The sequence below is a fragment of the Agromyces cucurbitae genome (genome assembly GCF_058349945.1).
The window spans coordinates 282396-298224 of record NZ_JBYRES010000004.1; the positions used below are offsets into that span (position 1 = coordinate 282396).

Annotated in this window: 16 protein-coding genes; 7 read left to right on the top strand and 9 right to left on the bottom strand. The window is 72.7% G+C overall.

Features of this window, described 5'->3' with window-relative positions:
* Positions 1-27 precede the first annotated feature (27 nt).
* The 6 genes from AC3RJ6_RS15905 to AC3RJ6_RS15930 are packed head-to-tail and all read right to left on the bottom strand — an operon-like array spanning position 28 to position 4420.
* The gene (locus AC3RJ6_RS15905; protein ID WP_491428344.1) at positions 28-723 is read right to left on the bottom strand and encodes a uracil-DNA glycosylase; all 696 of its coding nucleotides are present in this window, start codon (positions 721-723) and stop codon (positions 28-30) included.
* A complete protein-coding gene (locus AC3RJ6_RS15910; protein ID WP_491428345.1) occupies positions 723-1511 on the bottom strand; it encodes a Type 1 glutamine amidotransferase-like domain-containing protein in 789 nt (262 codons plus the stop codon). Before AC3RJ6_RS15910 ends, AC3RJ6_RS15905 begins: the two co-directional genes overlap by 1 nt.
* Entirely contained in the window at positions 1511-2230 is a 720-nt protein-coding gene (locus AC3RJ6_RS15915) for a Type 1 glutamine amidotransferase-like domain-containing protein (RefSeq protein WP_491428078.1), read from the bottom strand. Before AC3RJ6_RS15915 ends, AC3RJ6_RS15910 begins: the two co-directional genes overlap by 1 nt.
* On the bottom strand, positions 2227-2766 hold the full coding sequence (locus tag AC3RJ6_RS15920) for a phosphoribosyltransferase (protein ID WP_491428079.1): 540 nt from the start codon (positions 2764-2766) through the stop codon (positions 2227-2229). The genes AC3RJ6_RS15915 and AC3RJ6_RS15920 overlap by 4 nt, the downstream gene beginning before the upstream one ends.
* Positions 2767-2792: 26 nt before the next feature.
* Positions 2793-3635, bottom strand: coding sequence for a potassium channel family protein (locus tag AC3RJ6_RS15925; protein WP_491428080.1), 843 nt, complete (start codon positions 3633-3635; stop codon positions 2793-2795).
* The gene (locus AC3RJ6_RS15930) at positions 3632-4420 is read right to left on the bottom strand and encodes an SDR family NAD(P)-dependent oxidoreductase (RefSeq protein ID WP_491428081.1); all 789 of its coding nucleotides are present in this window, start codon (positions 4418-4420) and stop codon (positions 3632-3634) included. Before AC3RJ6_RS15930 ends, AC3RJ6_RS15925 begins: the two co-directional genes overlap by 4 nt.
* Positions 4421-4479: 59 nt before the next feature.
* On the opposite strand from AC3RJ6_RS15930, the gene AC3RJ6_RS15935 reads away from it, so the two are divergent.
* The 6 genes from AC3RJ6_RS15935 to AC3RJ6_RS15960 all read left to right on the top strand — a co-directional run bounded on the left by AC3RJ6_RS15935 (position 4480) and on the right by AC3RJ6_RS15960 (position 11688).
* On the top strand, positions 4480-5580 hold the full coding sequence (locus tag AC3RJ6_RS15935) for an acyltransferase family protein (RefSeq protein WP_491428082.1): 1101 nt from the start codon (positions 4480-4482) through the stop codon (positions 5578-5580).
* 167 nt (positions 5581-5747) lie between these two features.
* Positions 5748-7070: a bifunctional o-acetylhomoserine/o-acetylserine sulfhydrylase gene (locus tag AC3RJ6_RS15940; RefSeq protein ID WP_491428083.1), complete on the top strand. Its 1323-nt coding sequence runs from the start codon at positions 5748-5750 to the stop codon at positions 7068-7070.
* A 107-nt stretch (positions 7071-7177) separates the two neighbouring features.
* Positions 7178-8383, top strand: coding sequence for a homoserine O-acetyltransferase MetX (gene metX, locus AC3RJ6_RS15945; protein WP_491428084.1), 1206 nt, complete (start codon positions 7178-7180; stop codon positions 8381-8383).
* Between the two features lie 186 nt (positions 8384-8569).
* Positions 8570-9727, top strand: a complete 1158-nt coding sequence (locus AC3RJ6_RS15950; protein WP_491428085.1) for a sensor histidine kinase — start codon at positions 8570-8572, stop codon at positions 9725-9727.
* Positions 9724-11037 (top strand): hypothetical protein, encoded by a 1314-nt coding sequence (locus tag AC3RJ6_RS15955; protein ID WP_491428086.1) that lies wholly within the window; start codon positions 9724-9726, stop codon positions 11035-11037. Before AC3RJ6_RS15950 ends, AC3RJ6_RS15955 begins: the two co-directional genes overlap by 4 nt.
* Positions 11038-11688: a response regulator transcription factor gene (locus AC3RJ6_RS15960; protein ID WP_244854740.1), complete on the top strand. Its 651-nt coding sequence runs from the start codon at positions 11038-11040 to the stop codon at positions 11686-11688. It abuts the gene before it with no gap.
* A gap of 67 nt (positions 11689-11755) precedes the next feature.
* Here the strand turns inward: AC3RJ6_RS15960 and AC3RJ6_RS15965 are convergent, their stop codons facing one another.
* From AC3RJ6_RS15965 to AC3RJ6_RS15975, 3 genes are all read right to left on the bottom strand, one after another.
* A complete protein-coding gene (locus AC3RJ6_RS15965) occupies positions 11756-13030 on the bottom strand; it encodes an MFS transporter (protein ID WP_491428087.1) in 1275 nt (424 codons plus the stop codon).
* A 120-nt stretch (positions 13031-13150) separates the two neighbouring features.
* The gene (locus AC3RJ6_RS15970) at positions 13151-13459 is read right to left on the bottom strand and encodes a thiamine-binding protein (RefSeq protein ID WP_491428088.1); all 309 of its coding nucleotides are present in this window, start codon (positions 13457-13459) and stop codon (positions 13151-13153) included.
* A 34-nt stretch (positions 13460-13493) separates the two neighbouring features.
* Positions 13494-14774: a glycosyltransferase 87 family protein gene (locus AC3RJ6_RS15975; RefSeq protein WP_491428089.1), complete on the bottom strand. Its 1281-nt coding sequence runs from the start codon at positions 14772-14774 to the stop codon at positions 13494-13496.
* 99 nt (positions 14775-14873) lie between these two features.
* Here AC3RJ6_RS15975 and AC3RJ6_RS15980 point away from each other — a divergent pair, with 99 nt between their 5' ends.
* Complete coding sequence (locus tag AC3RJ6_RS15980) at positions 14874-15761, top strand: ABC transporter substrate-binding protein (protein WP_491428090.1); 888 nt, start codon at positions 14874-14876, stop codon at positions 15759-15761.
* Positions 15762-15829: the final 68 nt, after the last annotated feature.

Below are 15829 nucleotides of genomic sequence, written 5' to 3' on the forward strand. Positions count from 1 at the left end.
GACGGGCGAGCCCCTCGACGCGGCGGGTCAGGCGGGCAGGCTCCAGTCGACCGGCGCGGCGCCCTGCGCCTCGAGCAGCGCGTTCGCCCGGCTGAACGGGCGCGACCCGAAGAACCCTCGCGACGCCGACAGCGGGCTCGGATGCACCGACTCGATCACGGGGGTGTCGCCGAGCATGGGCTTCAGGCTCTGCGCGTCGCGCCCCCACAGGATCGCGACGAGGGGCGTGCCGCGCTCGACGAGCGAGCGGATGGCGTGGTCCGTGACCTCCTCCCAGCCCTTTCCGCGGTGCGACGCCGCCTCACCCGGCCGCACCGTCAGCACGCGGTTGAGCAGCATGACGCCGTTGCGGCTCCAGTGCGTGAGGTCGCCGTGGGCCGGCGGCGCGACGCCGAGGTCGTCGTGGAGCTCGCGGTAGATGTTCTGCAGGCTCCGCGGCACGGGGCGCACGTGCGGGTCGACCGCGAACGACAGCCCGATCGGATGCCCCGGCGTCGGGTACGGGTCCTGTCCGACGATGAGCACGCGCACGTCGTCGAGTGGGGCGCCGAACGCGCGCAGCACGCGGTCGCCCGCGGGCAGGTAGCCGCGGCCGGCCGCCGTCTCGGCGCGCAGGAACTCCCCCATGGCTGCGATGCGCGGGCCGACGGGCGCAAGGGCACCTGCCCACGTCGGGTCGATGAGTCCGGCCGCAGCGAGTTCGTCGAGGCTCTTCGCGGGCATCATGCGCCGATCGTCGAGACGACGGCCCCGCGGTCGGCGGGCAGCACCCGCCAGACGCTGCCGCGGCCGTGCACCTCGAGGCCGCCCGCGCCCACGATGAGCACCGTGCGCTCGTCGATGCCGAGCGCACCCCCGATGAGCCCCGACTCCACGGCCGCGACGAGACGGGAGAGCGTGCCGCGCTGCGCCACGTGCGCCTCGACGGCGACGTCGACGAGCCCGATGCCCGCCCCGATCGCGAGCTCCCGGCCCGGCTCGTCGGGGTCCTCGGGCGACACGACGACGCCGTCGATGCTCGATCCGCCGCCGAGCGAGCCCTCGGCGGCGACCATCGCCCCGGCCGAGACGCCGAGATACGGCACGCCGTCGGCGACCTGGCGTCGCAGTTCGTCGAACAACGGCTCGAGCCCCGCGCGCACCTCTTCGACGATGCCGCCGCCGACGGCGATGCCGTCGACCTCGGCGAGCGCGGCGAGCCCGATCTCGTCGCCGCCGCGCACGGCGGTCACGTGCGGATCGAACTCGCCGGCGGCGGCGATGACGTCGACGAGCACGCTCGCCCGCGGCGGACCGTCGGGGTGCACGGAGATCACGGCGATGCGCGGCCGGGCGCGACCCGCCGACCGGCCCCGGGCGGCGGCCTCGGCGACGAACGGCGCGTACAACGGGGCATCCCCGGCGGTGAGCGCACCGCCGCCCACCAGGTGGACGCTCGCGGCTCCGCCGGGGCGGGACTCGGGATCGATGGGTCCGCGGTCGGCGGGGTCGTGGTCGGGCGTCGCCGGCATCACGCGCCGATCGTCGAGACGACGACGCCGTGCTCGGCGGGCAGCACCCGCCAGACGCTGCCGCGCCCCTGCACCTCGAGGCCGCCTTCGCCGACGATGAGCACGGTCTCCTCGTCGATGCCGAGACCGCCCTCGGCGATGCCGGCCTCGACCGCCGCGACGAGCCGCGAGAGGGCTCCCCACTGCGCGACGTGCACGTCGATCGCGACGTCGACGAGCCCGATGCCGGGCGCGATCGTGACCTCGTCGAGGCCCTGGTCGCCCGATTCGGGCGACACGGTCACGCCCCCGATCGCGCGGCCGCCGATCACGGCGCGTTCGGCGGCGATCATCGCGCCGGCCGAGAAGCCGAGGTAGGGGGTGCCCGCGGCGACGAGTCGTCGCAGCTCGCCGAACCGCGGCTCGAGCGCCTCGCGGTAGGCGGGCGTGTTGCCGCCGCCCACGATCACGCCGTCGACGTCCGCGAACGCGGACTGCGGCACGGCGGCGCCGTGCTCGACCGCGGTGACGACCGCCTCGATCGCGCCCGCGGCCGAGGCGACCTCGACGAGCTTCGCGGCGTGGGCCGCCGCGTCGGCGTCGCGCATGGCGACGACCGCGATGCGGGGCTCGGGGCGCCCGGCCGCCGCGGCCCGGCGCGCGGCCTCGTCGACGAAGCGCCCGAACACGGCGGTGTCGCCGGCGGCCGGCCAGCCGCCGCCCACGAGGTGCACGCTCACGCGGTGCCCTCGGCGTCGTCTCGGGCGGGCACGGCGACGGGCGGCAGCGCCGACCAGGGGAAGACGATCCAATCGTCGGTGTCGCGATAGCTGTAGTCGGGCACGAGGATGGTGCGGGACTTCGTGTAGAGGGTGGCCGTGCGCACCTCGGCGCCGACCTCGGTGAGGAGCTCCAGCACCTTCGCGAGGGTGCGCCCCGAGTCGGAGACGTCGTCGACGAGCAGCACCGTGAGCCCCGCGAGCGCGGGCGCGTCGAGCATCGGCGGGTGCACGATCGGCTCGGGCAGCACCTGCTCGATGTCGGTGTAGAACTCGACGTTGATCGACCCGCACTGCTTGGTGCCGAGCGCGTACGAGATCGCCCCGGCGAGCAGCAGTCCGCCGCGCGCGATCGCGATCACGACATCGGGCTTGAAGCCCGACTCGAGGACCTCCGCGGCGAGTCCGCGGGCCGCCTCTCCGAACTGGTCCCAGCTGAGGATCTCGCGGCGGATCTCGGGCTTGCCGAGACCGGCGTCATTCGCATCGAACGTCATCTGGAAAGCGTAACGGGCCGGGCCCGTCAGCGGGTCGGCGCGTCGCCGCCGTCGGATGGCAGATCGCCGGGCTGGGGCCGGTTCAGCCCCTCCTCGATCTCGTCGTCGATCTCGGAGTCGACGTCGAGCGGGTCGAGGTCGAGCGCGGGCTGCCGGGCCATCGTGCTCATCTCCCCCGTCGTCTCGGCCTCGTGCCGCATGCGGCCGAGCCGGTCGTTGAAGAGGGAGACGACGGTCGCCGACGCCGTGCCGATGATCGCGATGCCGCCGATCATGAGCAGCACGCCGTAGCAACGGCCGAGCCCGGTCACGGGGTAGGTATCGCCGTACCCGACGGTCGCCACCGTGACGCAGGCCCACCAGATCGCGTCACCGAAGCTCGTGATGTTCGCGCCGGGGGCGTCGCGTTCGACGTGCAGCGTCGCGAGCGCGATGAAGAAGACGAACACGACCGCGTATGCGAGCGCCGAGATGACGACCCTCGCCCGGAACGCCTCGCCACTGTGCCCGCGGAAGAACGCGACGTTGTGCAGCAGGTTGACGACGCGCAGCGCGCGGAAGACCGGCAGGAACACCGACAGCAGGTCGAGCGGCCGCGTGAACACGAACCGCACCCGCCGCCCCTTCGGGGTCAGCAGGACGCGGACGACGAAGTCGAGGACGAACGCGGCCCAGGTCGCGATCATGAGGCACGCGAGCACGACGTTCAGCCAGTGCGGCGTGCGCTCGTCGAGCACGAGCACGGCGTAGACGAACAGGAACACGACGCCGAGCACCATGAGCGGTGTCGACGTGCGCGCCTCCCAGCGGTCGCGTCGTCCGGTCGAGGCATCCGCCCCGGTCTTCGGCTTCGTCGCCGACGTGCTCACGGCCCGTCCGTCCCGCGAACGGCGAGCGGCCCCTTCGTCAGCCGGTACGGCGCGGCCTGGGCGACGGGTTTCACGACGATGAGGTCGAGGTCGACGTGCCGGGGCTTCTGCACGGCGTCGACGACGACGCCGGCGATGTCCTCGGCGACGAGCGGCTCGGGCACGTTCTCGTACACCGCGTCGGCACGGGCGCGATCGCCGCCGAAGCGCACGAGCGCGAACTCGTCGGTCTTGACGAGACCGGGCGCGACCTCGATGACGCGCAGCGGCTCGCCGTTGAGCTCGAGCCGCAGCACCTCGGTGAGTGCGTGCGCGGCGAACTTCGCGGCGTTGTACCCGCCGCCGCCGACGTACGCGGTGTGCCCCGCGATCGACGTCACGTTGACGATGTCGGCGACGCCGCGCTCGACGGCCCCCGTGCGCAGCAGCGGCAGCAACGCGCTCGTCACGCGCTTGAGCGCGAGCACGTTGACCTCGAACATCCACGCCCAGTCGTCGATCTCGGAGTCCTCGACCGTGTCGAGGCCCTTCGCGCCTCCCGCGTTGTTGACGAGCGCATGCACCGGACCCGTCGCCGCGAGGTGGTCGCGCAGGGCGTCGACGTCGGCCTGCTGCGTGAGGTCGGCGACGAAGACCGACGCCCCGGTCTCGGCCTCCAGCGCGCGCAGCCGCTCCTCGCGGCGGGCGACGCCCACGACGTCCCATCCGGCCGCCCGGAGGGCGCGCACGGTGGCCGCGCCGATGCCCGAGCTCGCACCCGTCACGACCGCACGAAGTCTCACCATGCGCCCATTCTGCCCGCTCCGGCCCGTCGTGCACGCGCACCGTGCGGTTGAATGGAGTGATGCACACGAGGATCGACCACCCCCGGCCGACCCGCAAGCGGGTGCCGCTGTGGGACAACGCCCGCTGGATCGCGATCACGCTCGTCGTCGTCGGGCACGGCATCCTGCCGCTGATCGCTGAGTCCGACACCGCGTACAGCGTCTACCTGTTCATCTACTCGTTCCACGTCGCCGTCTTCGTCGTCGTGAGCGGCTACTTCGCGAAGTCGGGGCCGCCGAACGCGCGGGCCCTGCGCCAGATCCTCACCGACATCGTCTTCCCGTACTTCATCTTCGAGACCATCTGGACCGTCGTCCGCTGGGTGCTCGGCGGCGAGTTCAACCTCGACTTCACGACGGCGTCGTGGACGCTCTGGTTCCTTATCGCCCTCGCGGTGTGGCGCATCGTGCTGCCGTATCTCGTGCTGCTGCGCTACCCGCTGCTGATCGCGATCGTCATCTCGATCGGCGCGGGCTACTCCGAGGCGATCGACTCGACGTTCGCACTCACCCGCACCTTCGGCATGCTGCCGTTCTTCGTGTTCGGCTGGAAGCTCCGGCAGTGGCAGGTCACCGGGCGGTGGCTCGAGCTCCGCACCGCGGTCGCCTGGCGCTGGCGCGCCGGCGCGATCGCCCTGTTCGCGGCGGTGCTCGCGGTCATGCCGATGACGATCGAGACGCTGCGCGACCTGAAGCTCCGCCGCTTCATGCTCTACGACGAGTCGTACGAGGCGATCGGGTACGACGAGCCCTGGTCGGGCGCGATCCGGCTCGTGCTGCTCCTCTCGGCGATGGTGCTCGCCGTCGCCTTCCTCGTGCTCATGCCGCGCGGCACCCACTGGTTCACGCCGTTCGGCCGGGCGACGATGTACATCTACCTGCTGCACCCGTTCGTGCTGTTCCCCTTCCGGGAGTCGGGCGTCCTCGCGGGCGACCAGCCCTTCTGGGTGCTGCCCGCGATGATCGTCTTCTGCGTCGGCATCTCGGTCGTGCTCTCGCTGAGACCGGTTCGCCGCGTCTTCCGGCCGCTCGTCGAGCCGCGCGCGCGGTGGCTCTTCCGACCCGAGCCCTCGACGGCGACGGGCACGATCGTGCTGCCTCCCGACCCCGATCACCGCTGACCGGTTCCGCGAGGCGCCGCCTCCCCTCCCCGCGCGGCGCCGTCGGCCCGTGACGCCGTGTTGCGGCATCCGTTGCCCGTGCCCGCACGCCCGCCTAACGTGACTCGACAACGCCATCGCGGCTGGCGCGACGCAGGCCGCGCACCCGACTTTCCGAGGAGACACCCATGAGCAGCAACGCCGACTGGCGCTTCGAGACCAAGCAGGTCCACTCGGGCGCCGCACCCGACCCCGTCACGAAGGCCCGCGCGACGCCGATCTACCAGACGACGTCGTACGTGTTCGACAACGCCGAGCACGCGCAGAACCTCTTCGCGCTCGCCGAGTTCGGCAACATCTACACGCGCATCCAGAACCCGACGCAGGACGTGCTCGAGCAGCGCCTCGCGGCGCTCGAGGGCGGCACGGCGGCGCTCGTGCTGTCGAGCGGCCAGGCCGCGTCGACGTTCGCGGTGCTCAACATCGCCGAGGCCGGCGACCACATCGTCTCGTCGTCGTCGATCTACGGCGGCACGTACAACCTCTTCAAGTACACGCTCGCGAAGCTCGGCATCGAGGTCACCTTCGTCGAGAACCAGGACGACGCCGACGAGTGGCGCCGCGCGGTGCGCCCGAACACGAAGCTCTTCTTCGCCGAGACGATCGGCAACCCGAAGATCAACATCCTCGACATCGAGCTCGTCTCGGGCGTCGCGCACGAGGCGGGCCTCCCCCTCATCGTCGACAACACGATCGCGACGCCGTACCTCATCCGTCCGTTCGAGCACGGCGCCGACATCGTGATCCACTCGGTCACGAAGTTCCTCGGCGGCCACGGCACGACGATCGGCGGCGTGATCGTCGACGGCGGCCGGTTCGAGTGGTCGAAGAACGTCGAGAAGTTCCCGGGCCTCACCGAGCCCGACCCCTCGTACCACGGCGCGAGCTACACGACCGCGGTCGGCGACGGCCTCGCCTACATCATCAAGGCGCGCGTGCAGCTGCTGCGCGACCTCGGCTCGGCCATCGCGCCGCAGAGCGCGTGGAACCTGCTGCAGGGCGTCGAGACCCTGTCGCTGCGCATCGAGCGCCACGTGCAGAACGCGCAGGAGATCGCGGAGTGGCTCGACAACCACCCCGAGGTCGCGAACGTGAACTACTCGGGGCTGCCCTCGAGCCCCTGGTACGCGGCGGCGAACCGGTACGCCCCCAAGGGCGTCGGCGCCGTGCTCTCGTTCGAGCTCAAGGGCGGCGTCGACGCCGGCCGCGCGCTCGTCGACAGCCTCTCGCTGTTCAGCCACCTCGCGAACATCGGCGACGTGCGCTCGCTCGTCATCCACCCCGCGTCGACCACGCACTCGCAGCTCACGCCCGAGCAGCAGCTCACGAGCGGCGTGACGCCGGGCCTCGTGCGACTCTCGGTCGGCATCGAGAACATCGACGACCTCAAGGCCGATCTCGAGGCCGGCCTCCAGGCCGCCCGCGCGGCGACCGACGCGCTGCGCGTCTGAGGTTCGCCCCGACGACGGCGGATGCCTCGGGCCCACGTGGGCCCGAGGCATCCGCCGTCGTCGTAACAAAGGACGGCGCACGCGGCGGGCACGGGAGAATCGAAGGCATGGACTGGCAGACGACGGCCGACGCGGTTCCCGCGGGATTCGTGCCCGAGGCGGGCGCGCTGGCGCTGCTCGGGCGGGCTCCCGCGACGGGTGCCTGGCGCGAGGGCGACCCGGTCGGCGACCGCAGGTTCGCCGCCATCGGCGACCTCCCGCTCGAGTCGGGCCGTGTGCTGCCCGGGGTGCGCGTCGCCTACGAGCAGTGGGGCACCCTGTCGCCCGACCGCGACAACGCCGTGCTCGTGCTGCACGCGCTGACCGGCGACAGCCACGTCATCGGCGACGCCGGCCCGGGTCACGCGAGCGCCGGCTGGTGGCACGGCGTGGTGGGGCCCGGACTCGCCGTCGACACCGACCGCTGGTTCGTCGTCGCCCCGAACGTCGTCGGCGGCTGCCAGGGATCGACCGGGCCCGCGTCGCTGGCGCCCGACCGCGTCGAGTGGGGCGCGCGATTCCCCTTCCTCACCATCCGCGACCAGGTGCATGCGCAGGTCGCCTTCGCCCGCGCCATCGGCATCGAGCGCTTCGCGGCCGTCATCGGCGGGTCGATGGGCGCCATGCACGTGCTCGAATGGGCGATCGAGGCGCCCCGAGCGGTCGAGCGCATCGCCGTGCTCGCGGCGCCCGCTGCGACCACGGCCGACCAGATCGCGCTCAACTCGGTGCAGATCGAGGCGATCCGCACCGACCCGGCCTTCCGCTCCGGCGCGTTCTACGACGCACCCGACGGCGAGGGCCCGACGCGCGGCCTCGCCCTCGCCCGGCGCATGGCGATGCTCAACTACCGCACGGCCGCGGAGCTCAACGACCGCTTCGAACGCAGCTGGCAGTCGGAGCTCGACCCGCTCGGCGGCGACGGACGCTTCGCGGTCGAGTCCTACCTCGACTTCCACGGCAACAAGTTCACGCGGCGGTTCGACGCGAACAGCTACATCGTGCTCACCGAGTCGATGAACTCGCACGACATCGGGCGGGGTCGCGGCGGCGTCGCCGCCGCGCTCGCCCGGGTGCGGGCGAAGAGCCTCGTGCTCGGCATCGACAGCGACCGCTACTTCCCGCTCGCCGGGCAGGTCGAGGTCGCCGCCGGACTCCCCCGCAGCGTGCACGGGTCCGCCCCGGTCGTGGTCGAGAGCGACTACGGCCACGACGCGTTCCTCATCGAACGCGACGTCGTCGGCGCGGAGCTCGCCCGGCTGCTCGCCGCGTGAGATCGCGCCCGCCCCGCGGCCCCGCGAGTCCGTGCCCGCCGTGACGAGGCGCGTCGGCGCCGGTGGCGCGCACCGATGCCGACGGGCGCCGATGTGGCGATGAACGGCCCGATCCGGCCGCCACTGGGCTAATGTTCGAACTGACGGGTGCCCGCTCCGGCCCGTCCGCCATGCCGAGGGGGTGACATGAAGCGCATCCACAAGGAGCGCGACCGGCTCCTCCGCCGCATCGCGAGGATCGCCGGGCTCTCCGGCGCCATCGGCGCCCTCGCGTGCATGCTCATCCCCGGCAGCGCCGGCGCCCTCGAACTCGCCGTCGTGGTGATCCTCGGGCTCGCGACCGCCGTCCTCGTCGTCGTCCACACGACGCACGGCAGCATCCCCGCCGCCCTCGGCGTGGTCGCGACGGCACTCGCCACGATGCTCGTGCTCGGATCGGCCGAGGTGATCGACCCCGTCGCCCTCGCCGCGATGTCGCTCACGACCGCGTCGGCGGCCCCGTCGGTCGCGGTGACCCTCATCGTGCGGCCGAACGGCGTGCCGCTCGTCGGCTCGCTCGCGGCGATCTCGCTCTTCGTCGCCGTGTTCATCGTGGCCAGCGGCCACCCGACGCCGACCGTCATCGTCGCGACGATCGCCGGCTGGTCGGTGGCGGCCTCCATCGGACTCGCCCTCGACCACGGCATCGCCGGCGCGGCGGCGCGCATCGACGAGGTCGGGCGGGCGCACCAGGCCGAACGCATCGCGAGCGAGACCGAGGCCCGGCAGCGGCAGGACGCTCGGGTGCTGCACGACACGGTGCTCGCGACGCTGAGCCTGCTCGCGCACTCGGGCGTCGGCGTCGGGGCCGCGGCGCTCCGCCAGCAGGCGGGCGACGACGCGCGGCTGCTCAAGCAGCTGCGACTCGGGGCCCCCCTCGACAACGCCTCGAATGCGATCTTCTCGCCCGACTCCGACGAGGACCTGCTGTCGACCACGTTCGAGTCGGTCAGGCAGCGCTTCGCGCGCATGGGGCTCGACGTCAACTGGCACGGCGTCGGGCAGCTCGCACTGCCGCGCGAGACCCTCGACGCCCTGCTCGGCGCACTCGGCGAGTGTCTCGAGAACGTGCGCCGGCACTCCGGGGTCAACGAGGCCGACGTCACGGTCAGCGACGACGACCGCACGGTGCGTGCGATGGTCACCGACGCCGGCCACGGCTTCGAGCCCGAGGGCGTCGACCCGGCGCGGCTCGGCTACGCCGAGTCGGTGGTCGGCCGCCTGCAGACCGTCGGCGGTCGGGCCCGCGTCTTCTCGTCGCCCGGATCGGGCACGACCGTGATGCTCGAGGTGCCGAAGCCATGAGCACCGGGACCATCGAGCAGACCGGCGCGAACGGCTTCCGCCGCCCCTCCCGCACGGCGCGGACCGTACGGGCCGCCGCCGACGTGCGCGACCGCCACGGCGGTCGACGCCTCGCGACCGGCATCACGGTCGCCGGGGGCGTCGTCATCCTGTGGTTCCTCGCGCGCGCGGTCATCATCGCTCCCCTCTTCCCGCCCGGCCCCGGCCCGTGGCCCGCATGGGTGGCGATCGCCGTGATCATCGGCATCGGGGTCGTCTCCCGCATCTTCTCCAGCGCCCAGCCGCTGCCCGACGTGCTCTACGCGGTGCTGCTCGTCGCACTCGCCGTTCCCGTCTGGCTCGACGTCTCGGCGACGTGGGGGCTCCTGCACCTCGGCGTCACCCCGACCGCCGCGGCGGCGATCGGGGCCGTGCTGATGCCGGTCGCCGCGATCCGCGGCACGCGGATCCCGCTCGCCGTCGCGATCCTGACGGGCACCGTGCTCGCGGTGACGACGCTGCTGCAGGCCGCCTCGGCGGGCCCCTACACGGCCACCGGCCTCGCCGTCGCGGCGGCCGCCGTGCTCCCGCTCGTGCTCGCGGTCGTCACGATCCGCGGCTTCCGCCGGCTCGTCGTCCGCGAGCTCGACCTCTCGCTCGTGCAGAGCACGGTCGCGACCCAGCCGTCGCCGGTGGGCATGCGCGCCTCCGAGGAGCTCGCCCAGCTCGACTTCGACGCCGAGACGCTCCTCGACGACGTGGGCTCGGGGCGCATCGCGATCCCGCTGCCGGCAGAGGCCGCCGAGCGCGCCGGCCGGCTCGCGGCGGCCCTGCGCGCGAGGCTCATCGAGGGCCGCACCGACACGTGGCTGCGACACGCCGTGACCGAGTCGGCGTACCTCAGCGAACGGGTCGTCGTCGTCGACCCCGAGGGTGCGGCCGGCAACCTCGGCAAGTCGCAGCGCGACAACCTGCTGCTCGCGCTCTGGCTGCTCGGCGGCGAACGCCGCAAGGGCCAGACCACGCCGATATCGGTCACCGTCGCGTCGGGCGAGCCCGATGACGACGACGCCGATGCCGGCACCGACGGTGCGGCGCCCGAGGGCGCCGAGTCGTCACGACCGGCACCGGTGGTGCACATCGGCATCGAGGTCGACGGCGTCGCACGCCGACGTCTCGACGCCGCAACGTGGGACGCTATCGGTAAGGTCGGAACACACGATGTCATCGGGGGGCCCGATGCCTTCCGCATCGACATCGAATGCCGGACGGACCCGACCGTCCCGGCGAGTGCGTCGGCCGCGACCGCGGCCCGTCCGAGGGGAAGCTGAATGCCCGACACTGCTCCGCCGATCCGACTCGCGATCGTCGACGATCATCGAATGCTCCTCGGTGCGCTCACCGAGTGGCTGCGCGGCGCCTCGGCCGAGATCGAGCTCGTCGCGGCCGTCCCCTCGTGGTCCGAGCTGCTCGCCCATCCCGACTTCCCCGTCGACGTGGTGCTGCTCGACCTCGACCTGCGCGACAACATCCCGATCTCGCTCAAGCTCTCGATGCTGAAGTCCGCCGAGGTGCAGACGATGCTCATGAGCAACTACTCCGAACCGTCCGTCGTGCGCGAGGCGCTGAGCGCCGGGGCGATGGGCTACCTCGTGAAGTCCGAGCCGGTCGAATCGATCATCGAGGCGATCCGTTCGGCCATGCTCGGCCAGTCGTACCTCACGCCCGAGCTCGAGGCGGCACTGCTCGACGACGGCACCGTGCCGAAGCTCTCCGCGCAGGAGCGGCGGGTCATGGCGCTCTACGGCGCCGGCCAGCCCGTGAAGGCCGTCGCCTTCCAGCTCGGCATCTCCGAAGAGACGGCGAAGAGCTACCTCAAGCGCATCCGCGAGAAGTACCGCGCCGCGGGCTACGACGTGGGCACGAAGGTCGCACTGCGCAAGCGGGCGATCGCCGACGGCATCCTGCTGCAGTCCGACTGACGACACCCGTCCTGCGACGACCTCCGGCTGCACCGCGGCGCGCCCGACGACGGCGGCGCCGCTCGGCTCAGCCGTCGACGGCCGGCACGGCGCCCGTCGCGTACGGAACGTGCGCGCCGCGGTTGCGCGCCACCCGGTCGAGCGCGAAGCTGCACAGCGCGAGCGCGATGCCGGCGATCGTGAGCGTGAGCCCGACCCAGATCGGTGCGACGTAGCCGAGCCCGGCGGCGATGACGGTGCCGCCGAGCAGCGCCCCCAGGCTGTTGCCGATGTTGAGCGCCGAGTGGTTCAGCGCCGCCGCGATCGACTGGCTGTCGCGCGCGACGTCCATGAGCCGGGTCTGGATGGTCGGGGCGAGCGCCGACGACGTCGCCCCGATGAGGAACGCGCCGACGAAGAGCCCGACCGCGAACTGCGCGGTGAGCGCGAGCAGCGCGAGCGACGCCGCGAGCGCGGCGAACGCCAGGTACATGGTGCGTCGCACGCTCCAGTCGGCGAGCCGCCCGCCGACGAGGTTGCCGACGGTCATCCCGAGGCCCGTCGCGACGAGTACGAGCGGCACGGCCGCGGCGGCGAGACCGGTGACCTCGGTCGCGAGGGGGGCGATGTAGCTGTACATGGCGAAGAACCCGCCGAAGCCGATCGCGCCGATCGCGATCGCGAACCAGACCTGCGGCCGGCTGAACGCGCCGAGCTCTCGACGCACGCTCGCCGCGGGGTCGCCGGGCTGCCACGGCACGGCGACCGCGACGGCGACGAAGGTGAGGGCGAAGATGACGGCGACCGCGAGGTAGGCGACGCGCCAGCTCGTCGCCTGTCCGAGCCACGTGATCGCGGGAACGCCGACGACGTTCGCAATCGTGAGCCCCGACAGCACGAGCGCGACGCCCCGCGCCCGCTTGCCCGGACCCATGAGGCTCGCGGCGACGAGCGAGGCGATGCCGAAGTAGGCGCCGTGCGGCAGCGCCGAGAGGAAGCGGGCGACGAGCACGAGCCCGAACGACGGCAGCACCGCCGAGGCGATCGTGCCGATCGTGAAGGCGGCGACGAGGGCGAGCAGCAGTCGCTTGCGCGGCCAGCGCGCGGCGACCGCCGCGATGGTCGGCGCCCCCACGACGACCCCGAGCGCGTAGGCCGAGATGATCCAGCCCGCGGTCGCGTTCGCCGCGTCGGCCGATTCGGCGTGCACGCCGGGCAGCAGGTCGAGGGCGAGGTCGGGCAGCAGGCCCATCGCGACGAACTCGGTCGTGCCGATGCCGAATCCGCCGAGGGCGAGCGCCAGGAGCGCGAAACGAGTGCGGGCCGGCGACAGCGTCGTCGGCCCGGGGAGATCAGGGGTCACCGACCGATTCTCGCACGTATCGAATCGATTCGACAACCGGTCGTCGCCGAGCGCGCCGCCGGCCGTCGTCCGATGAGGATCGCCGGCGCGTCGTCGGGACGACGGCCCGCCCCCGGCCGCCTACTCGGTCGCGTCGATCGCGTTCTCGAGCCGCTCGATCTTCGCGTCGAGCTCGCCGGCGTAACCCGGCCGGATGTCGGCCTTGAGCACGAGGGACACGCGCGATCCGTACGCGCCGACGGCCTCGGTGGCGCGGCGCACGACGTCGAAGACCTCGTCCCACTCACCCTCGATCTCGGTGAACATCGAGGTCGTGCGGTTCGGCAGGCCCGACTCGCGGACGATCGTGACCGCGGCCGCGACGGCGTCGTGCACCGACCCGTCGGCGCGGCCGGTGCCGCTCGGCGCGACCGAGAATGCGACCAGCATCTTCACCCATCCCTCCGGCGGCGACGGCCGGCGCTCACCCGGTCGGCAACGCCTCGTCCCGCCGCGAACCAGCCTGCCACACGGCGCGGAGCGCCCAGGCGAGCAGCGCGACGAGCAGCACGACCTTCACGGTCAGGAGGAACACGAACGCGGGATTCGCGATGAGCAGCCACCCGTACCAGTACGGGTAGATGATCTGCGTGAACAGCGCGACGGCCGCGGCGAGCGCCGCGGGGACGAGGAATCGCGCCGGCCGCAGCACGAGGCCGAGCACGACCGGCGCGGCGAGCCACGTCACGAACTGCGGGGATCCGACCTTGTTCGCGAGCATGAGCACGACGACGAACGCGAGCGAGAGCGGCGCGAGGAGCCGGCCGAGGGGGGCTCCCCGCCGCGCCGCGCGCACGCCGAGCACGACGACGACGAGCACCCCGACCACCATGAGCGGGGTCGTGACCGCGGCCGCGGCATCCGCACCGGGCCCCGAGATCTGGAAGGTCAGGATGTCGCGGTCGTAGACGATCCTGACCGCCTTCGAGCCCGCGACGATCTGCCAGAGCCAGAACACCGCCGCGGGCGCCTCGATCTGCAGCCCGCGACCCGCCTGCTCGGCGATGAAGCCGATCGCGTTCATGCCCGCCCCCGCGAGCAGGCTGACGCCGAGGATGCCGACGCTGAGCACGACCGCGACCGTCACGACCTCGAACCGGCGCCGGGCCGCGATCACGAGTGCGGCGATGAGCGCGGCCGGCCAGACCTTGACCCAGGCGCCGATCGTGAGCAGCGTCGCTGCGACGCGCGGCCGGCCGGCCGCCCAGAGCAGTCCGGTGATCGCGAACGGCACGGTGATCGCGTCGATGCGGCCGAGCGCGATCGGCCCGAGCAGGGCGATGAACGCGAGCCACCACCACGCGGCCAGTCGTCGCCGCCGCGACAGCGCCGCCCGGCCGATCAGGATCGAGAACGCGACGGCGTCGAGGAGCACGACGATCGCGAGCCAGGTCTGCGCGACGTACGCCTCGCCGAACGCGAGGGCCGCGGCCATCGGCGCGAACGCGAGGATCGGGTACACCCACGGCGCGTCGATGCCCATGCGCAGCCAGCCGTGCGCGGCGTTCTCGGCCCAGATGCGGTAGACGCCGGTGACGTCGCCCATCGGCAGCCCGGGCGCCTGGAGGTTCAGCCAGACCACGAGGCCGTGCACGACGACGAAGCCGGCCCAGAGCGCACCACGGCCGCCGAGCCGGCGGCGGACGGACGCCCAGCGCGGGCGGGCGGCGGGGGCGGTCGCCTCGCGCTCGTCTCCCCCGGTCACGTCGACGAGCCTAGCCGAGCGTCACAATGCGCCACGCCCGTATACGACGTCGTCGGTTTGGAGGATGCTTGGACGAGCGACCACCCGGAGGTTCATCCCATGACTCGACGCACGCACGCACCGCGTACGCAGGCCCGCCGCACCCCCGACCGCACGATCACGCGTTCGTTCGCGGCGATCGCCCTCGCCGGGGCGGCCGCCCTCGTGCTCGCAGGCTGCGCCTCGACGGGCTCGGGCGATGACGCCGCCGACGACGGCCACGTCACGCCCGGCAAGCTCACGATCGGCACGGGAGAGCCGGCCTACTACCCGTGGGTGCTCGACGACGCGCCCGAGAGCGGCAAGGGCTTCGAGGCGGCGGTCGCCTACGCCGTCGCCGATGAGCTCGGCTACGCGAAAGACGACGTGGTCTGGGTGCGCACGACGTTCGACCAGGCGATCGCGCCGGGCCCGAAGGACTTCGACCTCAACCTGCAGCAGTTCTCGATCACCGAGGAGCGCGCCCAGAACGTCGACTTCTCGTCGCCCTACTACGCGACGACGCAGGTCGTCATCACGGTCGAGGGGTCACCCGCCTCGGGCGCGTCGTCGATCGCCGACCTCAAGCCGCTGCGCATCGGCGCCCAGACGGGCACGACGAGCTTCGACGCCGTCGAGCAGATCATCGACCCGAGTCTCGGCGCCCAGGTCTTCAACACGAACGACGACGCCAAGCTCGCGCTCCAGAGCGGCACGGTCGACGCGATCGTCGTCGACCTGCCGACCGCCTTCTACCTGACGGGCGCCGAGCTCGACGGCGGCGAGATCATCGGCCAGCTGCCCGAGACCTCGTCGGGCGGCGACGAGTTCGGCATCGTGCTCGCGAAGGACTCGCCGCTCACGGCCGACGTGACCGCCGCGGTCGACGCGCTCCGCGCCGACGGTACGCTCGACGACCTTGCCGCAGAATGGCTCGGCGGCGACGACACCGCGCCCGTGCTCGAGTGACGTCGATCGGGAGTCCGAATCGATGACGCGCGTCGCCGCGCGCACGTGCCGATAGCGTTGCTGACGTG